Origin of the sequence: Mesorhizobium sp. M1399, assembly GCF_040317735.1 — a bacterium.
GTDB lineage: Bacteria > Pseudomonadota > Alphaproteobacteria > Rhizobiales > Rhizobiaceae > Mesorhizobium.
The window spans coordinates 55,046-76,034 of record NZ_JAMYKZ010000023.1 but is presented as its reverse complement, the minus strand read 5'-3'; the positions used below and the strand labels follow the sequence as shown (position 1 = coordinate 76,034).

The following is a 20,989-nucleotide window of genomic DNA, read 5'->3' as shown; positions in this document are numbered from 1 at the left end:
CGATGGAAAGCGTCAGGTCCGTGAAAACCATCGCCGCAATGGCGATGCCCACCCTGTCCGCCTTGGGGGCCGTCTGACTGATCGACATTTTTCGCGTTCCCTGCTTCGGGTGCCGAGGCTACCGAGCCAAGAACGTTCCAACAATTCCGATCATACGGAAATTTTGTCCGTGTTATTGTACAATGAGCAACGACACGAGAGAGGATGCGTCGCTTTGTACAGCGTGGACGACATGATCCTTCTGGCCGAAGTCGCCGAAACGGGCAGTTTTACCTGGATCTACCGCGCCGGCGACGGCGAGGATCCCGAGACCGGTTCCCATAAATGGTTCCTGCATGGGGTCTTTGGATGAGCGGGCCGCGCTATGCCGAGCTGCAGGTGACCAGCCATTTCTCGTTCCTGCGCGGCGCCAGCTCTTGCGACGACCTGTTCGCGCAGGCGGCCGCGCTCGGCATCGAGGCTCTGGCAGTAGTCGACCGCAATTCCCTAGCCGGCATCGTGCGGGCCCATCAAGCCGCCAAAGACACCGGCGTCAGGCTCATCGTCGGCTGCCGCCTCGATCTCATCGACGGTATGTCCCTGCTCGTCTATCCCACCGACCGGGCAGCCTATTCCCGGCTGTGCCGGCTTCTCACGCTGGGAAAGAAGCGCGGCGGCAAAGGGAAATGCCATCTCGAATGGAGCGACCTGGCCGACTATGCGGAGGGCCTGATCGCCGTTCTTGTCCCTGACCGAGCCGATGACACCTGTGCCCTGCAACTGCGTCGCGTGCGGGAAACCTTCAGTGATCGCGCCTATCTGGCGCTGACCCTGCGCCGGCGCCCCAACGACCAGCTCCGCCTGCATGGGCTTTCCAACCTCGCCACAAGAATGCAGGTGCCGACGGTGGTGACGAACGACGTGCTGTTCCATGAACCGGGCCGGCGCATCCTGCAGGATGTGGTGACGGCCATTCGCCACAACATGACCATCGACGAGCTGGGATTCCGGCGCGAACGTCATGCCGATCGGTATTTGAAGCCTCCGGAAGAAATGGCGCGGCTGTTTTCGCGCTACCCGGAAGCCCTTGCGCGCACGCTCGAGATCGCCCGGCAATGCCGCTTCTCCCTCGACGAGCTTGCCTACCAATACCCCGAAGAGAAGATGCTGCCTGGGCTGACGGCACAGCAGGCGCTCGAAAAGCTGACCTGGGAAGGCGCGGAGCGACGTTATCCCGAGGGCGTGCCGGATAAGGTCGTGGCGCTCATCAAACACGAACTGCGCCTGATCGAGATCCTGCAATATGCCCCATACTTCCTCACCGTGAACGCCATCGTGCAGTTCGCGCGCAGCAAGGACATTCTGTGCCAGGGCAGAGGCTCGGCCGCCAACTCCGCAGTCTGCTACGTGCTGGGCATCACCAGTATTGATCCCGAGCGCAACAATCTCCTCTTCGAGCGCTTCGTCTCGCAGGAGCGCAACGAGCCCCCGGATATCGATGTCGACTTCGAGCACGAGCGGCGCGAGATCGTCATGCAGTGGGTGTGCGAGACCTATGGCCGCGACCACAGTGCGCTGTGCTCGACGGTGGTGCGCTATCACACCAAGGGCGCCATCCGGGATATCGGCAAAGCGCTCGGCCTGCCTGAAGATGTCACCAAGCTGCTCTCCTCTCAGGTCTGGGGCCACGGCGAAGGCATCGATGAAAGCCGCGCCCGCGAGCTCAATTTCAACCTCGCCGATCGCCGGCTTCGGTTGACGCTCGAATTGGCGCCGCAGCTCGAAGGTACCCCCCGGCATCTGTCGCAGCATCCGGGCGGCTTCGTTCTGACCAATGACCGGCTTGATGACCTGGTGCCGATCGAGCCCGCCCGCATGGTCGACCGCCAGGTCATCGAGTGGGACAAGGGACGACATCGACATCCTCAAATTCATGAAGGTCGACGTCCTGGCGCTCGGCATGCTCACCTGCATGAAGCGCAGCTTCGATCTGCTCGCCGAGCATAAAGAGATCACGCTCGACCTCCCCACCATCCCGGCCGAAGACCCGGCGACCTACGCCATGATCCGCAAGGCGGACACGATCGGCGTCTTCCAGATCGAAAGCCGCGCCCAGATGTCGATGCTCCCGCGTATCAAGCCGCGCACCTTTTACGATCTGGTGGTCGAGGTCGCCATCGTGCGGCCCGGCCCGATCCAGGGCGACATGGTGCATCCCTATCTTCGCCGCCGCGAGGGCAAGGAGCCGGTGGAGTTTCCGACCCCCGAGCTCGAGCGCGTGCTCGGCAAGACTTTGGGCGTGCCCCTGTTCCAGGAACAGGCCATGCAGGTTGCCATGGTCTGTGCCGGTTTCTCGGCCGGAGAGGCCGACCAGCTGCGCCGCGCCATGGCGACGTTCAAGCACACCGGCGGGGTCAGCAAGTTCCGGGACAAGCTGATCGGCGGCATGATCGCCAATGGCTATACGCCCGACTTCGCGGCCACGACCTTCAAGCAGCTTGAAGGTTTCGGCAGCTATGGCTTCCCCGAAAGCCATGCGGCCAGCTTCTCGCTGATTGCCTATGCCAGCTCCTGGATGAAATTGCCACCACCCGAATGTCTTCTGCGCCGCGCTACTCAATTCCCAGCCGATGGGCTTCTACCTGCCCGCGCAGATCGTGCGCGATGCCCGCGACCACGGCGTGGAGATCCGTCCCGTCTGCATCAATGCCAGCCGATGGGACTGCACGCTCGAACCGACGGAACGGGAAGGAACCTTCGCGGTCCGGCTCGGCCTGCGCATGGTGAAGGGCCTGGCCAACGCCGGCGCAGCGGCGATCGTCGCGGCCAGGATGGACGAGCCTTTCGGTTCCATCGACGATCTCTGGCATCGGGCCGGCGTGCCCGCGGCATCGCTCGTCCAGCTCGCCGAGGCCGATGCTTTCCGCCCCCATCTGGGTCTGGGGCGCCGCGAGGCGCCATGGGCACTCAAGGGGCTGCGCGATGAACCCTTGCCGCTCTTTGCCGCCGCCTCGGCCCGCGAGCAGCAGACGGTATCGGAAATCCACGAGCCCACCATAGCGCTGCGGCCAATGACGGCCGGAAGGGAAGTGGTCGAGGACTATGGTCATGTTGGCCTCACCCTGCGCAGCCATCCGCTGACCTTCCTGCGCGCCGATCTTGCCCGCCGTCGCATTGTCACCTGCAGGGACGCGATGCAGGCGCGGGATGGTCGCTGGCTGGAGGCGGCCGGGCTGGTCTTGGTCCGCCAGCGGCCCGGCTCGGCCAAGGGGGTGATGTTCCTCACCATGGAGGATGAGACGGGCGCGGCCAATGTCGTGGTCTGGGTCAAGGTCTTCGAGAAGTTTCGTCGCGTGCTGCTCTCCTCCTCGATGCTTTCCGTCCGGGGCAAGATTCAGCGCGAGGGCGAGGTGGTGCATCTCGTCGCTCACCAGCTCACCGATCTTTCCGGTGAACTCGCCAGTGTCGGCAACCGTGAGACTCCGTTTCCGCTTCCGCATGGGCGCGGCGAGCAAGCCCATCACGGTGGACCCGGGATCGATCCGCGCAGCTTGCCAAAGGGATTTCGTCCCCGCGATCTGGTTGACCCGACCTTGCAGATCGAGCCAATCAAGGTAAAGACCCGGGACTTTCGATAATCATCCACCGACCACCTACCATTCGAGCGGACATGTCATCCGTTTGAGGCGGGCAAGTCGAGCTGCGTTTCTGGAGGACAATTGACCCCCAAAATCCTGCCGACCCTGGCGGTAAAATCCACCAGGGCGGTCCAGCAGTCGGAAAGCTACCTCGCCGGCAAGCACAACCAGCTCAATCATTTCGCATCGGTCGACGATCTGGTCACCGATGAGAAGCTGTTATCGAGTTCGGAGCGCAATGCGATTGAGCACCACATTCTCAATCTCCGCGCCGCCATCGCCCGCGCATTGTGGTCGCACGAGATCTACGTTGGGCGATCGGTTCTGGACGAATGCGTGCTGGGTGCGGGCAAGGCAGGCGGCGGCAACATCGCGGCGCGGGTGATCGCCCACCTCGCCCAGGCGGGCGCCGAGCGGCCCGGTTTCGTCCTCTATCCGCTGACCAGCTTCGGCATGAAAATGTCGCCGATCTTCCATCCCTCGTCCTCGCTGCAGGATTGGGTCGCCTTCCCTCGCGCAGGCTACGCCGTCAGTGGCCAGAAGCACTCGGTCAAAGCTGCTCATGCGCGGCTGGTCGAAATGGCTTCAGCCCTTGGGATCAGGCAACGTATTGCGTTTGAGGATGTCCGCCACTTCGCCTCACAAGCTGGGTGGCTGGATCGGAACCCTTTGATGCTCGTCCGCCTCACCTCGCATACCGGCGACATGTACGAAAACCAGTTCGTCTATTCGCTAAAGATCCGGACTGCAGCATCCGGGTTGCTCATGCTGCATGCACTTTCGGTCGAAAAGAGCGGCCCGGTCGACGGGTTTCACGCGACATCAAGCGTCAACAACTGGGAGACCCTCGACATCCGCCACTATCTCATCGGCGAGAACCTGCGCGGTCGGCCGATGAGCCTGCGGCGCGTGCCCATGAACGTCTCCGCCCTGGAGCTAGCCCGACTTTCCGACGTTGCCGCTATGATCTCCACCGACGAGCTCTCGACCACTCGGATGAAGCGGCTCTCGTCCGCGGTTGTGGCGGGGCTCAAAACCGTCGAGCAGGGCTATTTCCGTCATGTGAACCTGACCAGTAAAAACAAGGCTCAACAGCGTCTGTATAAGCGCTTTGTCACAGCGCTCGACTGGTATCGGCAGTCGTTCGGATCGCGCATCAACGAGTCCGAAGCCGTGGTCGCCATCGCGGTAGCCTTCGAGACCTTGCTCACCGATACCTACCAGAGGGGTGTTGCCGAGCGCATCGAGCGCCGGCTGGGTATCTGCCTCAAAGGCGTGCCCGGCGTGGGCGGTTATGAGCAAGCAGTTCTTGCCATCTACCACGCACGCAGCGAGATCGTGCACAGCGGCTCTCTGGGCCAACAAGCCAACATCATCGCCGCGCAGGCGGCCTTTGCCCGCTGCTTCTGCGCGCTCGTCTCGCGGCTCGCCGGCTGGACGCCGACGCCAGACGAGCCGATCCGCGACCTTCTGCAAGACGTCTAGGCGCCGTCCGAGGCGCCGAGCACCCGCCAAGTCGTCCCCTGCCGGCATGCGTGCTATATCCCCATCCTCATTGCCCCCTTTCGGGCGACGACCGGAGGGATCCAACAGATGTACAATTTCTTCGTTTCTGGCTGGGAGGAGGAATGGCAAGGGGCACCTTGCACCTTCGATCTGTCCCGATGCGTCAATCAGCATGAATACACCGACAAGCAGATCGCCGACAAATTCGGCGGCCTCGACCAGGTTGCCCTGGTCGAACTGACGCAGTTGCCGTGCATATTCGCTTATGAGACCGCCCGTGGCCTCGATCCCAAGTTCGGGCTCATACGGGAAGTGACCGTCCGACGCGGGCAAGCCGCATCGAGTATGAACTGATCCCCGTCCACCCCTTTCTGACCCCGACCGACTTCGACGCTCTCGCCTTCGAGCTCGACATCGGAAACTGGGAGATGAACCGCTCCCATTGGGCGGTCAAGGATGTGAATCTCCCAAGGGAGCTGCATGCCGCGCGCGGCATTGTCTTGCCGTCATGGACCCGACAGGCAGGGCGGGCCGTCGACATCACCCAGCACCTTTTCGACGTCGGACTCTCGTTTCCGGCGGAGGCCCGCGGATTAGTCGAGCAAGTCGCCCGCGAGCTCGAGGCCCGCATCGGCCCCAACGCCTATTTCTACGACAACAACTACGTGTCCCAACTGGCGCGGCCGTCGCTTGATACCCTGCTGCAGGACATCTACCGCAACCGTTCCAAGCTCATCGTTGTCTTCCTCGGCGCGGACTACCAGCGCAAGGACTGGTGCGGCGTCGAGTTCCGCGCCATCCGCGACATCATCAAGGCCCGCGAAAATCAGCGCGTCATGTTCATTCGCGTCGACGATGGCGCCGTCGATGGCGTGTTCCGCACCGACGGTTATGTCGATGCGCGGCGTTTCAGTCCGGCTGAGATCGCCCAGTTCATCGCCGAGCGGCTTGCCCTCATCCCCTAGGCGTTGGCCAGCCAGCCAGGCGCCACCGCCACGGTGCGGCGGTCGACCATGACGTGGCGACGCTTCACCGCGCCGGGATCGGTAAGGCGCGGGGTCACCGAGACGATGGCGACCTTCCAGTCGGGCAGTCCCGGCTGCGGTGTGTGCATCACGCCGGACAACACGGTGAGGCCGCGGCGCTCCAGTTCCGCCACCGCCGCGAGAATGTCATGATAGAGATCGCGGCGGCCGCGCTCGGACGGCGTGGAATCCTCGACGATATCGGACAGGATGAACGAGGCCAGGTCGAGCCATTCGCCGAGATTGGCGATGTCGTCGTCATAGGTGTCGGGCACGCCGGGACGGTAGATCAGGTAGGCGTCGCATTTGGCGGCGTCGCGGATGGCCTTATGCGTCTTCATCGGCGCCACCGGAACCGGCTCGAGATGGCCGTAGGTCTCGATGAGCTGCTCGGCGGCCTTGTCGGCGCCGATCGGCAAGCGCGGCGTGGTGAACGCGCCAGCCTCATAGCCCAGCGCCTGGGCGATGCGGTCGAGCGCTTCCCGGCTCACCTTTTCGCCACGCTCGACACGCTCCACCGTGGACAACGAGACGCGCGAAGTCGGCGAGCGTCGTTGCCTTCCACTGCTTGAGATGCCGGCCCCAGCGCACCACCATGGCGACCAGTTCGATCGCCGGCGCGGTAGGGACATCGACCGGCTTGTTGGGCAGGTCATTGATCTTATCCAGAAGTTCCTGGGCATTCATGGAAGAAGTCTCCTTTCGTGCCCACGACCATGCCTCAGACCGGCCGGGAAAAAGAGACCGAAACGCCCTTCAGTCAGGCCGGGCCGCGGCCGCGTCATGCCCGGCCCTCCCGCACCATCTCGACCTCGAGCGAGCCCTCAGGCAGCGGGCGCAGCAGTTCGGCCTGCGGCTTGGTCAAATAGAGCCAGGCGGCCCAATCCTCGGGTTTCAGAACCACCACCTGGCGATCGTGGTAGGGCGCGATGTCGGGACCCGGCGAGGTTGTCAGCATGGTGAAGCCAACCGGATGATTGCCTTCGGCCTCGCGCCATAGCCCCGCGATAGCGAGGAATGGTGCTCCGGCCAGGCCGAATCGATACTGGGTCTTTGGGTATTTCGTGCCGACATATTCCAAGAACCCCGACGCCGGGATCAGGCAGCGATGACTCTTAGAGAAATCGCGGCCTTCCGACCGGAAGTTGAACACCGGGCCGCCCTTCGGCCGGCCGGGCGGAAAGCTGAAGTTCATCTGTGCGAGTTCATGCCGGCGGCGCGCATCACCGGAGCGTTGCGGGTTTGCGCTCGACACCAAGGAGAGCACGCGCAAGGCGATAAAATATCGCCGCCAGAGCGAGATCGTCATCGTCATCCATGAGGGCAAGGGCTGGTTCGATCCGCTTTCGGACGCCAAGGGCGATATCTATTCGCTGCCTCGAAGGCTGCGATTTCCTCGGAGCATTCTTTCAGGTTGCATCACTGGTCGGCTTTGTGCCCTCGGAGCCTGCATGGACCCGGCAGTCCCGGGAACGGGAGCCGGACTTCCATCCCCGAACGCTGGCGGGCTCTGCGCAAGCCTTGGCGCGGATCAGCGACCTGGTGCTATCTACGCGACGATCGGCATATTCCTGAGCCGGTGATCCGCACCGCGATCACTCGGAACGACCTGCGCGAAGGCCCGTATGGCAGCATGTGGGCGGCACATACGGATGCGGCCGGCATCGTCACCGGTTGGGAGGAACGCGGCCCGGAATGGCGCGGCTTTGCGACGGGCGGCAGCAAGGTGGTGTTCCGGCTCGGTCCGGCAGACGCCGGCCGCGTCGAACGCGATGCTGAAACCAAGAACCGCGCAGCAGCGCCGACAACAACTATCGGGGAGCATTCCCGCCGTCGTCATGTGGACCCGCAGCGGCGCGCCCAGCCGGCACTCGGCATGCTGCCGCAGTGCCTCGACGTCCGTGCCCTCGGCTCCCGGAATGTAGATATCCAGTACGATCTCGCCCGTGCGTTCATCCGCATAGGTTCCCTGTAGCCCAGGGAACTTGCCGCGGAACCATTCGAGGTTGTCGGCGTGGAGTTTTTGAAGCTCTTCACGCGTGTGCATCTGGCCGGCGATAAACGCGACCGTCAGCGGCTCGCCGCAAATGGTGAGCTTGCGCGTTTCGACCGGATCGTCGCGGGTCAAGCGCAGGACCAGCCTGCTGTCGACGCCTTCCTGCTGATCCCAGAACAGGCCGGCGAGCGAGACGCATAGGTTTGGCGCAACTCCCTGACGAGAGCGTGGCCCGTACTGAACCCGGAGCAGTTTTGCTCTTTCCGGCGTGTTCGCATCGAGCGCGGGCGTCGAACAGTCAAAGAGTGGATCGACCCTGTCGGGAGATTCCAGCTCGACGGCCATGGCCGTGGTTGTGCCAAGCAACATCAGTGCAATGACGGCTGTTGGTCGCATCCATGCATGAGAGCCGCTGCGTGCGACCAATGGGGAGGGAAATGAGGCGGCGAGAAGAAAATCAATTCCGGCTGCCGCATGCCCGCCGGTCGCCACAAGGGTGAAGCTTCGCCCGGCTGTTCATGCCCGCTCTGCGCGCAGCCGCCGGAAAAGGCGAGTTCGCAGCCTTCTACAAACGCCTCATCGCCAACGGCAAAAAGCCAATGGTGGCTATCGCAGCCGTCATGCGAAAGATCGTCGTCACCCTAAATGCGAGGCTAAGAGACGCCCTGATTCCTCAGAGTTGATGACCTAACATCGAAGAGCTGGGCGGCGGCGGGTTGCTATGATGCCCGCCAAAGCAATAAGTGCGATGCCCAACAACGATGCCGCATCCAAGCGTTCGGAGAACAGGACCACCCCCCACAAAACCGCAAAGGCCAGATATGAGAAATCCCAGGTTGAAATGACCGAAGGCGGCCCGAGTTGATAGGCGATGGCCGTTCCGACGCTGCCGATCAGCATCGTCATGCTCAAAAGCATGACCAATCCCCATTGGAACCAGCCCATCGCGATCCACTCACCGAGGAAACGGCCCCCGGTTGCGTCCAGTGCTTCGGCCGTGTCGCCCAACCCGGCCAGGCCGGTGACGGCACCACTGAGGCCAATAGCAATCAGATTGAATGTCAGGGCCAGGACCAAGGGATGCTCGCCTCGGCCCTTCGTGCGAGTGACGACCACCGCGAGAGCGTAGAGCATCGCCGATGTCAGCGGCAGCAAGGCAAAGATGTTCAGATCCCCGGCTTGTGGCTTGAGCATGAGAAGCACGCCCCCAAAACCGATCCCGACCCCGGTCCAGCCCTGAACACCGACGGGCTCCCTGATCCAGGCCGCAGCGAACAGGGTTGTGAAGAGCGGGATCGTGTAATAGACGGCAGCGGCCGTTGAGAAGTCGAGCTGTGGCAGCGAGGCATAGTAGAGCAGCAGGCTGACCAGGAGCAGACTGCTTCTCAGGATCGCCCAGGCAGGGAAAACCGGGCGTAGCGGGACCTCCGGGTAACGCAGCCTGAGGATCAGAACCAGGAGAGGAACCGTGATGCCGCATCGCAGAAAGATGAACTGCAATAGCGGCATATCGGAAACCGCGACCTTGATGATAGCATCGGCGATTGAGAGCGTGAGGTCGGTGAAGACCATCGCCATGATGGCAAGCCCTACCTGATCCTGCTTTGCGACAGCCTCATTTGTCGTCACGGAATAGCCCCAATCACTTCGGGATACCCGCATCGGGGAACATCCAGCGCATGTACATGCGATGAAATTGTCGAACCGTATCCTCACTCAGATTGCCGCTCAGCGGATCCAGGACATAATAGCCCATGTCGAAGCCGCGCTGGAACATCCCTTTTTGCACACTGCGGCAGATTTGCCGGTCCTCCTCGTTCAGAACGTCTAACCCCCATTTCGAGCGCGCGGCTTCCCGCTCCTTCGAGATGTTGTCGGGCGTGAGCGTCACGAACCGCCGTATGGAAGTTTCGGCCGAGACGGGCTCGACCCACGAGACCGAAAAGTTCTTCGTGCCCGGAAAGATCGAGAAGATGATGTTGGGGAAGAGGAACCAGAAATGTCCGTCAACGGCATCCTCCTCCAGATTAATCGGATAGGCCGCACTGGTCTCTTTCCCGCCGGAAGGGACGAACTGATAGATGAAATTATCGTGCAGAGTGAAAGTCGAGCGTTTTGCGTCCATCATGTCGCAAAAGCTCTTGTGGGCAGTCTCGCAGTGGTAGCATTCAAGAAAGTTGTCGATCGCGATCTTCCAGTTGCACTCGTAGTCGCCCCCGAAATAGCCGACGCCTTCACGCACCTTGTAGCCGCTCAGGTCGGGGATGACGCTGGCGATGCTTGCTGCCAGCTCTGCAATATAGTCTGAGAAGGGGGCGGCGCCCGCATCGAGGTTCACGAAGACAAAACCCGCGATAAAGCCCACTTGGACAGGCTTCAGACAGATGGCCGAACCCACAAATTTCTTGTCGTCGCCACTTTCCCTAGCTGCTACCAGCCGCCCGGTAAGGTCGTAGCTCCAAGCATGATACGGACAGGTGATGACCTTCTTCTCACCGCGGCCTTCCAGCAGTAGATGTCCGCGGTGAGGACAGACGTTGAAGAAAGCCCGGATCTGCCCGTCCTGTTCGCAAACCACGAACACGCACTGATCAAAGATTTGCAGTGTAACGAATGCGCCTTTCTCCAACAGGGCGGTTTCATGGCAAGCGTAGTGCCAGCTTTTCATGAAGATGGCCTGTTTCTCGGCCTCAAAAACCTCGGGATCGGCGTAGAAACTACCCGGCAGCGTTCTCGAATGGGCCACTTCCTGGGGTGGATAAGGAACATTGATCTTCATGGCAAACCCCTCTGGTCAGCTGCGTGTGAAACCTCGGCAGGCCGATCTCTGAAGCAGAGCTTTGTATCTCCTTGGAATCCGCTGCCAACCGATAAGCAGGTATTGAACGCCGGTCTCTTTTGAGGAGCTAACGTTGGGTGATTCTGTATTGGCACGGACTGCCGCAAACCTTCGCCGCAAGATACTCGTAGGTAGCTGGATCAGCCGACGGGGTAATAGCTGAACACCAAGACGCTGAGCAGCTTTGCAATATAGCAGACCATGACTGCATGACCTTCAACCAGGATAAGCGCTGTTTTTGCTACTGGGCTCGCATCCTTTGCCTTGTGTGACCGGATGAGCGTAGGTCGGCCTCTGCTCACTCTGTGATCGATGACTCCAGGCACTAGGAGCCTACGATCTTTGCCAACATCCCTATCCCCCTCGGGAAATGCCTAGGGTTTCGTTGGAGATAAGGTGCGTAAAATGCTGACGTGAGCAGCGGATGATCCGGAGGCAAGGTGGGAAATCCCCCGACTGTTTTTCGGCAATTTGCTGCCGAACAAAGACAGGCCGATACCCAGATGCACTCAATCTCCGAGGTGGCGTAGTCCCAGGTCACCTCGACATCAGGTGAGATTTCCCGAATAGCGATGAAACTATAGGCTCCGAAACGGTTAGGCACGATGGCAAGATTCGGATCACAAGAGTGATTCGAGAATATCGCCGGCTTCTCAAAGATGGCATGAACGTTCCAATCCATTTGAATCGAGTATATCGACCTAACTTTTTCCAGGCGGTGAACTAGCCCAATCATAACAATTTCGCCGGGCAAGAAACGACGAGCGGCGAACACGCCGCGCCCTCTCTCGTCGCCTGCATCGCGGACCCTCACGTTGCGGACATTGATTCTCCTCGCACAACCAGCATGGTCTGATAAGATAGAGGCGCATTTCTTTACGCGTGGATTTGGCACGGAACCATTCTTCCAACATGACATTTCAAACTAGGCACTGATCTGAACTTATGAGACGGTCAGTTCCCTTGTAAAAAGTGCATCAAGATCCGTGCCATTTTGCCGTTCGCCCGAACAAGCTCTTTTTCGCCGACTTTCAGCTATTTTGCCTGAGCCAGGGTCAGATAATGGCTGTGGCGGACGGTACAAACGAGACAATTAATGTCGGAAAGCGTCGATCGAGCTGCCTGTACCTCGACTAGCCGAAGAGCCCAGAAGGAGTTGTGAGTGAAGGTTTCGACAAGATGGCTTAAAATGCCTACAGTTCGCCGCGCCGCTCCCGCTGTTTCGCTATTAGAATCGCGGGAATCGAGTCCTCGAACAACATCGGTTCGCTGCGCGCGGGAGTTTCAAGCAGGGCCGTTGGTGCCAATCAGCCACGCGGGGGGATAAAGAACTCACGCGGCCCGGCCGTAGAAAATGAAAATACATTTTGTCTCATAGTTTTATGAGCTGCTTGCCGAAGTTCTCTCCATTTAACATGCGCACAAAGGCATAAGGTACCGCTTCTATCCCTTCAGCGACATCTTCTCTTGTCTCAAAAAGCCCCTGTTTATACCAAGACAACAGGTCGGCCTTTGCCGTATCAAATTCGCTTTCGTGATCATCAAGCAAAAAGCCCTCGATCCGAGCGCGGGCGATCAGAGTTTTCCTGAGATGTCGCAAACCGATATCTGGTTGATCAAACCTATCAGCCAAAGCAATCGTTCCGACAACGATAACTCGACCGAACGTATTGAGATTTAACACTGCCGCATCATGGATCGGTCCCGCAGTATTATCGATAAACACGTCTACTCCGTTTGGGCACGCAGCGGCGACATCGGCCACCAAGTCAGTCGACGTTCGGTGGTTGACGCCTTCGCGATACCCAAGCTTTTTGCACCATTCGAGTTTCGCGTCCGTGCCCGCAACAGCTACCGGATCAAGTCCCTTGATCCGCGCGATTTGCCCCGCAATCTGCCCCACGCCACCAGAGGCCGCGGAGATCAAGACTGTTTCGCCTTGTTTCGGATTGCCGGTCTTGAGTAGCGAAAAATACGCCGTCAGACCCGGCATCCCTAGGTAGCTGAGCGAGGCTTGGACTGGGGCGTCGGTCGCGGTCACAACCTTGGCTGAAGACGCAGGAATGGTCGTAAAAGGCTGCCATCCAAAATAGTCACTCATGACAATGTCGCCGGGCTTGAAATCAGGGGATTCGGATGAGATCACTTCCCCGATTCCACCTCCCAACATCAGATCCCCCAATCCAAAGCCAGCAGCGTAATTTTTCGCGCGACTGATCCTACCCCGCATGTAAGGATCCACCGAAAGCCACAAGGTTTTGAGTAGCAGTTGTCCCTTTGCGGGTTCCGGAATCGGGCGATCTTCCAGCATCCAATTGCCGACAGTCGGCATTCCCGACGGATAACTCCGTAGTACCCAGCTAGGATTTTTGGCCATGGCGGTCTCCTTAGCGGGTTCCGTCACTCAAACCCTGATGACCGAACCACTTCTTCCTGATGCAATAAATTGCATTCCATGATAATGGGCAACTAGGAGAAACATTATTTTATATTGCGAAAGAGTGGCTCGGTGGACATGGTGGCGGCAATGCGCATCGCAGTCGAAGTTGCGCGCCTTGGAAGTTTTACCGCAGCAAGCCGGGAATTAAGGCTTTCCGCGCCGTCAGTGAGTCGAATTATGGCTGAGCTGGAGGCCGATATAGGGGTGCGTCTCTTCAACCGCACAACCCGCCAACTCAATCTAACCGATGCAGGGCTGGAGTTTGTGCAGAAAAGTTCCGGCATACTTGAGGAGCTTGATGACATGCGGAGCGTGGTTCGGGAGCGCCACGACACCCCGCGCGGGCAATTGCGGGTGTCGTGCGTTACGGCTTTTGGCAACGAATGCCTAGCACCAGCCTTGCCGGAGTTTTTGCGAAGATTTCCCCAGCTAGGCATCTCACTTGATGTCGGCAACCGCTTGGTTGATCTTATCGAGGAGCATTACGATGTTGCGATTCGAGTCGGTCCATTAAGCGATTCAACTATGATCGCACAGAAGATATTTACGCAAAAAATAATATTTGTCGCCTCTCCCGGCTTTTGCCGAAGGTTTGGGATGCCCAAATCACTCGACGAAATCAGAAACTACCCATCGGTCACGCAAGTCAGCGGAGAATGGGGGCGAACACACCAGTTTAGATATTTAGGTGAAATCATCAATTTCGACGTTTTGCAACACTTTACGATGAACTCCGCGCGGGCAGTGAAAAATGCTTGCCTGACCGGATATGGCTATTCATTGCTAGGGGATTTTATGGTTGCAGAGGACATTGCGGAAAACCGTCTGGTGCATCTGCTGCCAGACTACGAACCCGTGGAGCAACCGATCTACGCCTTTTATGCACAACGACGCCATACACCGCAGAAGATACGAGTGTTCATCGACTACTTGACTGAGATTTTCGGGCGTTGAATCCTGCCAGGATCGTTTGGCCCAACTATCGTGCAGCCTCCTGATTTCGGGCGAGCGCCCACCGACAACGCCAGCCGCACGCCCGCCCGGGAAGCGCACGCGGTGGATCGGACCGTTGGCACGTAGCGCCAACATCTCGGGCGAGGGCTCGAAGTGATCGACGCGCCACATCGGCAGCGTCGGCAAGGGTCGTTCTGACATGGTGGCACTTCACTAAGCGATGGTAGCCGAACGACAATCACGAACCGAACAGAACCGGTGAGCCGCCCGAACGCCCCAAAACCTCATGCTCTCGATCACCTCTTATTTGTCGCCGCATGCAGATTGTGCCTGTTCGCTAACGGCCGGAAAAGGGGTGATCGACCAATCGATCAAGTCGACGGCGCGCTGAAGGGCGGCCTCGGTTTCAGCAAGGCCGGGTGAAGTGGCAATGACATGTCCAATCCAGTCTCGGAAATCGCCCTTCCTGACGATCGGCGTCTTGGGTTCAACATTCAATTTGACCTCGGCGACACCTGGTATAGCAGCTGCCTGAGTGTCGCCACCGATCCAGTCGAGGGTGCCATCTTGATCAGGAAGCAGAAACCGCGCGGCCGCAGTGTGCGAATGCTTTTTGCGCAGATTCCATTCCTCGCCAATGACAAGCTTGATGTGCTCGGTGACGAGATCGATACCGTAAGCCAACTGGACCAGTTGAGGGTCGGGCGCGCCACTAAGACGCGGATTGACTTCAATGACGACTGGACCGCGTTTCGTGCACCGGAGTTCAATGTTCGTTGGCCCCCAGCCAAGGCCGAGAGCTCGCAAACAGCTCAGCGAAACATCGGCGATGCGCTCACGCTCCTCTTCAGTCAGCAGGGCCGGATAGGTCACCTCACGAATGACGAAATGCGGGAGGGGACCAAAGTCATTGGCGCAAATCCCAACGACCTCATTTCCCATAATATTAATGCTATAGAACGGGCCCTGTGCGAATTCTTCGACGAGTATTTTCGGCGTAGACCGCCATAAGTGCTTTCCGCCCAACAGATATCTCGTATGTTCGGCTACGTCTTCGGCGCTGCGGCACAATCGGACACCAATGCTGCCGCTGCCTACTGCTGGCTTAAGAATCACGGGCAGGCCGATCTCCGCAGCAGAGCTTTCTACCTCTGCCGCATTCGTTGCCAACCGATAAGCAGGTATTGGAACGCCGGCCTGCGCGAGGAGCTGGCGTTGATCGAATTTGTCGCAGCTTCGTTCAATCGATTCAGGGTTCGGTCCCGGTAGATCGAAATGCCGGCAAAGCTTGCCAACTGTCGCATAGACCGACTCGTGGTCCCCCGCAAAGCCAGTAATACCAGCAATGTCGTGGGTCGCACGCAGCCGGGAACATTCGCGGATCAACGCATCGAGATTGTCAGTATCGACACGGATTGCCTCAACGTTTTCCGCCGCAAGATAGTCGTACCGAGATGGATCAGCCGTCAGAGTAATTGGATGAAGACCAAGACACTCAGCCGCTTGGACGTATAGCAGACCAGTACCCCTATGACCCTCAACCAAGATGAGCGCTTTTCTTACCATTTGCTGTTAACCCGATGTTGCATGCTGTGCGGCGGTCCGAGGGTAGTCGGTAGCACTTTTCTTAGCCGTACCGGGCCTCAGACTTGCGTGAACGTACCATTGCCAACGACTGGCGGTCCTAAAGATCTTGTAAATTGATTTGAAGGATCTGTTGCAGCGTTTTGATTACCGCGGTGTCGTACAGAGCGTCTCAACGAACGTCGGAGGCTTGCGCCGTTCAAGCGAGGTTAGGTGTGATTGGTGTGTGATCTCGTTGCCTACAATCAAAGTCTGCAAGCGCCTAAAGGCCTCTTCCTTGCCGTGAGTTTGCGCGCCACGCGGAGCGCGGCTCTTGGCTGAGCGCTACCTCACTCATTTCCACGAAGCGGCAGGCAGCCGGGCCTCGCCCGCAGCATCGAACTGCTTGTCGACCAACAGCCTGCCCACTCGTCAACCCACCCAACCCATCAAATCCTCAGTGCAGAGGTACTAGCGGATATCAGCTCTTTAGTGGCCTACCACAGCCTGCATCTCCTCGACGGGATGGATGCCGGCATCGCCGTAGCATGGTGGGTGCACTCCCGGGTTTATTCTTGAAAATGGCTCGAGCCTTGCGGTCTGCCCGGCTGACACAATCAGGTCTGAGGCTGCGCCGCCCGGTCATTCCCAGCATTTTGCCTTAGGCAGCTTTGCCAAGATTGTCCCGCAGCAGAACCTGCCTGAGCGCATCGACGAACTTCCGAATATCAGTCGTGCTATGGGCGGGCGTAACCGTCACCCTGAACCGCTCGGTTCCCGCTGGAACACTCGGCGCCAGAATTGGCTGAAGGTATATCCCATGGTGATCTAAAAGCTGACGGGACGCTTCCTTGCAACGGAATGGATCACCAATAAGCACCGGAATGATGTGGCTTTCAGTCGGCATGACCGGGATGCCGGCCTCTTTCAGCAATCCGATTAAAAGGTTCGTTTGCCGGCGCAGAGCAATTCGCTCTGAATCTGAATCGCGAAGATGGCGGAGCGCAGCCAGCGCACCAGCCGCCACCGCCGGCGCAAGCGCCGTGGTGAAAATGAAACCGATCGAGAAGCTTCGTATGCTGTCAACAATGGAAGCCGGTCCGGTCAAATAACCCCCCATCGAGCCGAACGCTTTGCCCAGCGTCCCTTCGATGATGGTTGGACGATTCATGATGCCAAGTTCCGCAGCAATGCCGGCGCCTTTCGGACCGTACATTCCCGATGCATGAACTTCATCCAGGAACGTCATTGCGCCAAATTCGTCCGCCATATCACAGATATCTTTGATCGGTGAAATGTCACCGTCCATTGAATATATCGATTCAAAAACAACGATCTTGGGTCTTGCAGGATTTACACTGCCCAGAAGTTCCCGCAAATGCGCAACATCGTTATGCCGGAAGACGCGCTTTTCCGCCCGGCTGTTGCGGCATCCACTGATAATCGACGCATGGTTGTGCGCGTCAGAAAATATAACTGTGTTCGGCATCAACGATGCTAATGTACTCAGTGATGAATCGTTTGAGCTGAAGCCGGAAACAAAAATCAATCCTGCTTCCTTATTGTGAAAATCTGCAAGCTCCCGCTCCAGCAAGACATGATAATGGTTGGTGCCACCAATGTTGCGGGATCCTCCCGATCCTGCGCCGTTGGCATCGATGGCGCGCTTCATTGCCAATAGCACTTTTGGGTGCTGCCCCATGCCGAGATAATCATTAGTGCACCAAATGGTTATCTCTTTTCGGCCATCAGGCCTATTAAGCCAGGCCTTTGGGAAGTTGCCAGACTGACGCTCCAGATCGGCAAATTCACGATAGTCGCCGCGGCCTTTGAGTTGCTCGATTCTTTCGGCGAAATATTGCACATAGTCCAAATCTATCTCCTGGTTGGGAAGCCGTTTTTCGGCGCGCTGAGTGCTGCTTCACAGTGCACGCGCACGCCGCCAACGCCCGTTGCATCCCTCAACAAGCACCAGCAACTTTGGATTTCGACTACCCCGCTTGAGCTTGCCGGGGTTTCGGCCCGCCCTAGTTAATTGAATAACAAGCCCCGAAATTCAAGTGAAGAGAATGTAATTTATTTGTTATTGAAATGTCTAAAATTGCATAATGCCGCAATGTAATTCATAATTCTGGTCCGTCGTCCGATTCCTCTCACGGCGTTATCAGAACCGCGCTCGGCGGGCTTCGGGCCCGAAAGCCGCAATACGCGAGGGCCGCGTCTTGTCGCGCAACAGCCCTTGAAGGCTCCGGCGACGAAGCGCTCTGCCAACGCCATATGCAGCTCTTGGACTTGCCGGTCTGCCGGTTCATGTCGACGGTGCCGACGTCATAGTCGGCCCAGCCGGTTCGGAGCCGCCTTCAAGAATATGGAAACTTCTGTCATCAGACATAGGAGCAGACATAGAAATTGACACCGTAAGCTCCCCTGGCTCCTTCAGTGTCATCATCTCTCCCCCATAATCTCATGCCACCCAGATGAGATCGCGCCTGCTTCTGTCGTCCCATTCCATTGTCAGGGTCAGAATAGGAAAGGTTTACTTGTTTCATATCTGAAATAATCGTTCATAGATAATTGCGAAAGTTTATATATTTGTAACAAACGATTAACATCACGTAGACTTGTTTCCCACTCAATCAGGAAATATAGTTCGCTGGTTATATCTTATTAAATATGGCCACCTAGTGAAACGCGTCTATTGGACGTTGTCCGTAGAGCTGCAACAGAGACGAGGAGAATTCCCATGGGCGCTATGAAGATGCAGCCCGATGAGATGGGCAGCCTGTCCGCCCGGATTTACAACAAGGTGCGGGAAGGCCTGATCATCGGCAATTTCGCGCCGGGCGATCGTCTCCTCATGCAGGATCTTGCGGAGCAGCTCGGAACCAGCATTACGCCGGTGCGCGAAGCTTGTCTGCGGCTCGTCAGCGAGCAGGCACTCGAATTGCGCTCCGGCAGGTTCGTCACGGTGCCAGACCTCAGCCGCGCCCGCTACATTCAGATCAAGCTGATCCGAGTGGCGCTTGAAGGGCTTGCGACAGAACACGCTGCCGACCATGTTACCCCCGCCGATCTCGAACAGCTTGAGACCTTCCGCGCCTCGTTCCTAAAGAGCGAAAGGACCGGCAATATCAAGGAAGCGCGATCCTCCAATCGCGCTTTCCACTTCGGCGTCTACCGCCTATCGCATATGCCGATGCTAATCGGACAAATCGAAAGCATGTGGGCCTCGATGGGTCCAATCCTTAACGTTTACTATCGGGAAATTCCGCGCGGTTATACCGGCGCGGAAGAACATGACCATCTCATCGAGGCCTTGAGGGCCAGCAACAGGAAGAAGGCCCGCGAGGCGATCGAGAACGACATCAAGCGAGGCTCGCCTAGTTTTCTGCGCTATTTCGACGAGCGCGGCCCCGACTGAGCTGATGCCCTCCCATCGACCTGCGCAACGCGCGGTGTGCGCAGGCCGGCCGTTTCCCCGCCGTCTACAGTCACCACCGTGCCGTTGACATAGGTCGATTGATCCGAAAGTAACCAAGCGACGACATCCGCGATCTCTTCAGGGGCACCGAAGCGGTTGGCAGGGATCCGCAGTTCGAGCTGCTTCTTGCGTAGTGCATCGCTTATGATCTTGCCCATCATGCGCGTTTCGATCTGGCCGGGGCAGACAGCATTGAAGCGGATCTCCTCGCCGAACTCCAGCGCGAGCGCCTGCGTCAGGCCGATGACCGCGGCCTTCGAGGCGCAGTAGGCGGCGAGCCCTTCTTCGCCCGTCTTTCCGGCGATGCTGGCCATGTTGACGACTGAACCCCTCCCGAGCCGCAAGCCTTCCAGCGCATGACGGATGAAGAAAAAGGCGCTGCGTGCATTAACCGCAAGGACCTCATCCCAATCGTCCTGGGTGGCGGTGGCGAAGGCAATGCGCTTTGACATGCCGGCATTGTTCACGAGCCCCGCGAGCCGGCCGTTGCCAAGTTCAAGCGCACGGTCGACGACACGGCGGCAATCGTCTTCACGGATGACGTCACCGGCAACGAACGTGACGCCGTGATTGGCGCGTTCGAGCGCCGCGCCCGCTTCTGCATCTCGGCCGGTCGCCACCACTCTGGAGCCGGCAGACGCAAGTTTCTCGACGCAGGCCCGTCCAATCCCGTGCGTCGCGCCTGTTATGATGATCATTCCAATTCACTCCATTACGTATGGCAACCGCACAGTTTGCTCGCGGCTCGCTTTTGGGCCAATGCCCCGCCCCCATCAAATGATGACGAACAACGTGGTCATCGCCTGGATCTGTGGATCAAATTGTAACGCAGGTTACATCCGGTGACTGGCTCAAGCGCCGCGCCGTCGACACAACGGCTAGATTGGCGATACTGCGCACGATGGCCATGTCATTCCTCGCGTGATGGGATGTTCCGTAGAAGCGGAGCGATATGCCGGTATGACTACCAATAAGGCGGACCGGCTGTTCCGATAGGACATCCATACTGTCGCATAGACCGACTCGTCATCCCCCGCAAAGCCAATAATGCCTGCAGTGCTGCACAATGCGCCAAGAACGCACCGACCAATCAGTGTTTCGAACTGTTCGCCGGACACGGGATCGCCTGTGAGTTGGAAAACCATGTCGCAATGGCTGGACATGCATCGCGAGCTGCGAGCCTGGTGACACGGGACTTGCGCCGGCACGATCTCAAGGGAACCGCCGCGAGGGCTTGCCGGAGGAAGCTGTGCTGCCCTGCCCCTGCTCAAGCAGTACCGCCGACTAAGCATCAGGAACCGGCGTTCCATTTGGAAGCCTCCGTCCCGTCCGGTCGGTCGTGAGGAAGCCCGGAGGACGTCGCCGCGGCCAGTTGCATGGCTACTGTCTCCGGCCTCGTCTTTCGTCAACTAGATCGTGATGCCGGTCGAGGCGATACCGCGATTGAAGACACCGGCCCGGCAGCATCGGCTAATGAAAAACGCTATTGACTTATAACTTATAAGTAGTACGGTGACGCTGTGAATGAACGACGGCGCGGATGGCCCTGAAGGCGCACTCGCCTAATC

Annotated in this window: 15 protein-coding genes and 5 pseudogenes; 9 read left to right on the top strand and 11 right to left on the bottom strand. The window is 58.7% G+C overall.

Going from position 1 to position 20,989, the window contains the following annotated elements; genetic code table 11:
- The 4 genes and pseudogenes from NKH05_RS28935 to NKH05_RS28920 form a co-directional block, all read left to right on the top strand.
- On the top strand, positions 1–352 hold a 352-nt coding region (locus NKH05_RS28935), incomplete at its 5' end, for a hypothetical protein (protein ID WP_353026699.1).
- A pseudogene (locus NKH05_RS28930) lies at positions 349–3,617 on the top strand (error-prone DNA polymerase). The gene NKH05_RS28935 and the pseudogene NKH05_RS28930, both read left to right, overlap by 4 nt.
- A gap of 81 nt (positions 3,618–3,698) precedes the next feature.
- Positions 3,699–5,102 carry a hypothetical protein gene (locus NKH05_RS28925; protein ID WP_353016760.1) on the top strand — a complete coding sequence of 468 codons (1,404 nt, stop codon included), beginning with the start codon at positions 3,699–3,701 and terminating at the stop codon, positions 5,100–5,102.
- A gap of 108 nt (positions 5,103–5,210) precedes the next feature.
- Positions 5,211–6,088 (top strand): annotated as a pseudogene (locus NKH05_RS28920) (toll/interleukin-1 receptor domain-containing protein).
- Here the strand turns inward: NKH05_RS28920 and NKH05_RS28915 are convergent.
- From NKH05_RS28915 to NKH05_RS28905, 3 genes are all read right to left on the bottom strand, one after another.
- Positions 6,085–6,639 carry a hypothetical protein gene (locus tag NKH05_RS28915; protein WP_353016763.1) on the bottom strand — a complete coding sequence of 185 codons (555 nt, stop codon included), beginning with the start codon at positions 6,637–6,639 and terminating at the stop codon, positions 6,085–6,087. The pseudogene NKH05_RS28920 and the gene NKH05_RS28915 sit on opposite strands and share 4 nt — an antisense overlap.
- On the bottom strand, positions 6,593–6,835 hold the full coding sequence (locus NKH05_RS28910) for a hypothetical protein (RefSeq protein ID WP_353016766.1): 243 nt from the start codon (positions 6,833–6,835) through the stop codon (positions 6,593–6,595). The genes NKH05_RS28915 and NKH05_RS28910 overlap by 47 nt, the downstream gene beginning before the upstream one ends.
- 94 nt (positions 6,836–6,929) lie before the next feature.
- Positions 6,930–7,457 carry an SOS response-associated peptidase family protein gene (locus NKH05_RS28905; protein ID WP_353016768.1) on the bottom strand — a complete coding sequence of 176 codons (528 nt, stop codon included), beginning with the start codon at positions 7,455–7,457 and terminating at the stop codon, positions 6,930–6,932.
- Here NKH05_RS28905 and NKH05_RS28900 point away from each other — a divergent pair.
- Both NKH05_RS28900 and NKH05_RS28895 read left to right on the top strand, forming a co-directional pair.
- Positions 7,342–7,913 (top strand): annotated as a pseudogene (locus tag NKH05_RS28900) (DUF3991 domain-containing protein); the annotation flags it as partial. The gene NKH05_RS28905 and the pseudogene NKH05_RS28900 sit on opposite strands and share 116 nt — an antisense overlap.
- A 249-nt stretch (positions 7,914–8,162) precedes the next feature.
- Positions 8,163–8,345, top strand: a complete 183-nt coding sequence (locus tag NKH05_RS28895; protein WP_352706725.1) for a hypothetical protein — start codon at positions 8,163–8,165, stop codon at positions 8,343–8,345.
- A gap of 486 nt (positions 8,346–8,831) precedes the next feature.
- Here the strand turns inward: NKH05_RS28895 and NKH05_RS28885 are convergent, their stop codons facing one another.
- The 4 genes from NKH05_RS28885 to NKH05_RS28870 form a co-directional block, all read right to left on the bottom strand.
- Entirely contained in the window at positions 8,832–9,773 is a 942-nt protein-coding gene (locus NKH05_RS28885) for a DMT family transporter (protein ID WP_352706727.1), read from the bottom strand.
- Between the two features lie 13 nt (positions 9,774–9,786).
- Positions 9,787–10,923, bottom strand: coding sequence for an aromatic ring-hydroxylating oxygenase subunit alpha (locus NKH05_RS28880; protein ID WP_353016772.1), 1,137 nt, complete (start codon positions 10,921–10,923; stop codon positions 9,787–9,789).
- A 385-nt stretch (positions 10,924–11,308) separates the two neighbouring features.
- Entirely contained in the window at positions 11,309–11,902 is a 594-nt protein-coding gene (locus tag NKH05_RS28875) for an SET domain-containing protein-lysine N-methyltransferase (protein ID WP_352706731.1), read from the bottom strand.
- Positions 11,903–12,355: 453 nt separating this feature from the next.
- Positions 12,356–13,360: an NADP-dependent oxidoreductase gene (locus tag NKH05_RS28870; protein WP_352706733.1), complete on the bottom strand. Its 1,005-nt coding sequence runs from the start codon at positions 13,358–13,360 to the stop codon at positions 12,356–12,358.
- Between the two features lie 138 nt (positions 13,361–13,498).
- Here NKH05_RS28870 and NKH05_RS28865 point away from each other — a divergent pair, with 138 nt between their 5' ends.
- A complete protein-coding gene (locus NKH05_RS28865) occupies positions 13,499–14,377 on the top strand; it encodes a LysR family transcriptional regulator (protein ID WP_352706771.1) in 879 nt (292 codons plus the stop codon).
- Positions 14,378–14,458: 81 nt separating this feature from the next.
- On the opposite strand, the pseudogene NKH05_RS28860 reads toward NKH05_RS28865, so the two are convergent.
- From NKH05_RS28860 to hemA, 3 genes and pseudogenes are all read right to left on the bottom strand, one after another.
- Positions 14,459–14,578, bottom strand: a pseudogene (locus tag NKH05_RS28860) (monooxygenase); the annotation flags it as partial.
- Between the two features lie 102 nt (positions 14,579–14,680).
- A complete protein-coding gene (locus tag NKH05_RS28855) occupies positions 14,681–15,943 on the bottom strand; it encodes an ATP-grasp domain-containing protein (RefSeq protein ID WP_352706735.1) in 1,263 nt (420 codons plus the stop codon).
- 658 nt (positions 15,944–16,601) lie between these two features.
- On the bottom strand, positions 16,602–17,813 hold the full coding sequence (gene hemA / locus NKH05_RS28850; RefSeq protein ID WP_353016776.1) for a 5-aminolevulinate synthase: 1,212 nt from the start codon (positions 17,811–17,813) through the stop codon (positions 16,602–16,604).
- Between the two features lie 870 nt (positions 17,814–18,683).
- On the opposite strand from hemA, the gene NKH05_RS28845 reads away from it, so the two are divergent.
- Positions 18,684–19,361 carry a GntR family transcriptional regulator gene (locus tag NKH05_RS28845; RefSeq protein WP_352706740.1) on the top strand — a complete coding sequence of 226 codons (678 nt, stop codon included), beginning with the start codon at positions 18,684–18,686 and terminating at the stop codon, positions 19,359–19,361.
- On the opposite strand, the gene NKH05_RS28840 is transcribed toward NKH05_RS28845, so the two are convergent.
- A complete protein-coding gene (locus tag NKH05_RS28840; RefSeq protein ID WP_352706743.1) occupies positions 19,334–20,119 on the bottom strand; it encodes an SDR family NAD(P)-dependent oxidoreductase in 786 nt (261 codons plus the stop codon). The genes NKH05_RS28845 and NKH05_RS28840 overlap by 28 nt on opposite strands.
- Positions 20,120–20,487: 368 nt before the next feature.
- Here NKH05_RS28840 and NKH05_RS28835 point away from each other — a divergent pair.
- Positions 20,488–20,743, top strand: a pseudogene (locus NKH05_RS28835) (ISNCY family transposase); the annotation flags it as partial.
- Positions 20,744–20,989 lie beyond the last annotated feature (246 nt).

Excerpts from the sequence above, each read along its gene's own strand:
- NKH05_RS28910 (WP_353016766.1), bottom strand. The coding sequence starts at position 6,835 with ATGAATGCCCAGGAACTTCTGGATAAGATCAATGACCTGCCCAACAAG.
- NKH05_RS28905 (WP_353016768.1), bottom strand. The coding sequence starts at position 7,457 with ATGACGATCTCGCTCTGGCGGCGATATTTTATCGCCTTGCGCGTGCTC.
- NKH05_RS28880 (WP_353016772.1), bottom strand. The coding sequence starts at position 10,923 with ATGAAGATCAATGTTCCTTATCCACCCCAGGAAGTGGCCCATTCGAGA.
- NKH05_RS28875 (WP_352706731.1), bottom strand. The coding sequence starts at position 11,902 with ATGTCATGTTGGAAGAATGGTTCCGTGCCAAATCCACGCGTAAAGAAA.
- NKH05_RS28870 (WP_352706733.1), bottom strand. The coding sequence starts at position 13,360 with ATGGCCAAAAATCCTAGCTGGGTACTACGGAGTTATCCGTCGGGAATG.
- NKH05_RS28865 (WP_352706771.1), top strand. The coding sequence starts at position 13,499 with ATGGTGGCGGCAATGCGCATCGCAGTCGAAGTTGCGCGCCTTGGAAGT.
- NKH05_RS28855 (WP_352706735.1), bottom strand. The coding sequence starts at position 15,943 with ATGGTAAGAAAAGCGCTCATCTTGGTTGAGGGTCATAGGGGTACTGGT.
- NKH05_RS28845 (WP_352706740.1), top strand. The coding sequence starts at position 18,684 with ATGGGCGCTATGAAGATGCAGCCCGATGAGATGGGCAGCCTGTCCGCC.
- NKH05_RS28840 (WP_352706743.1), bottom strand. The coding sequence starts at position 20,119 with ATGATCATCATAACAGGCGCGACGCACGGGATTGGACGGGCCTGCGTC.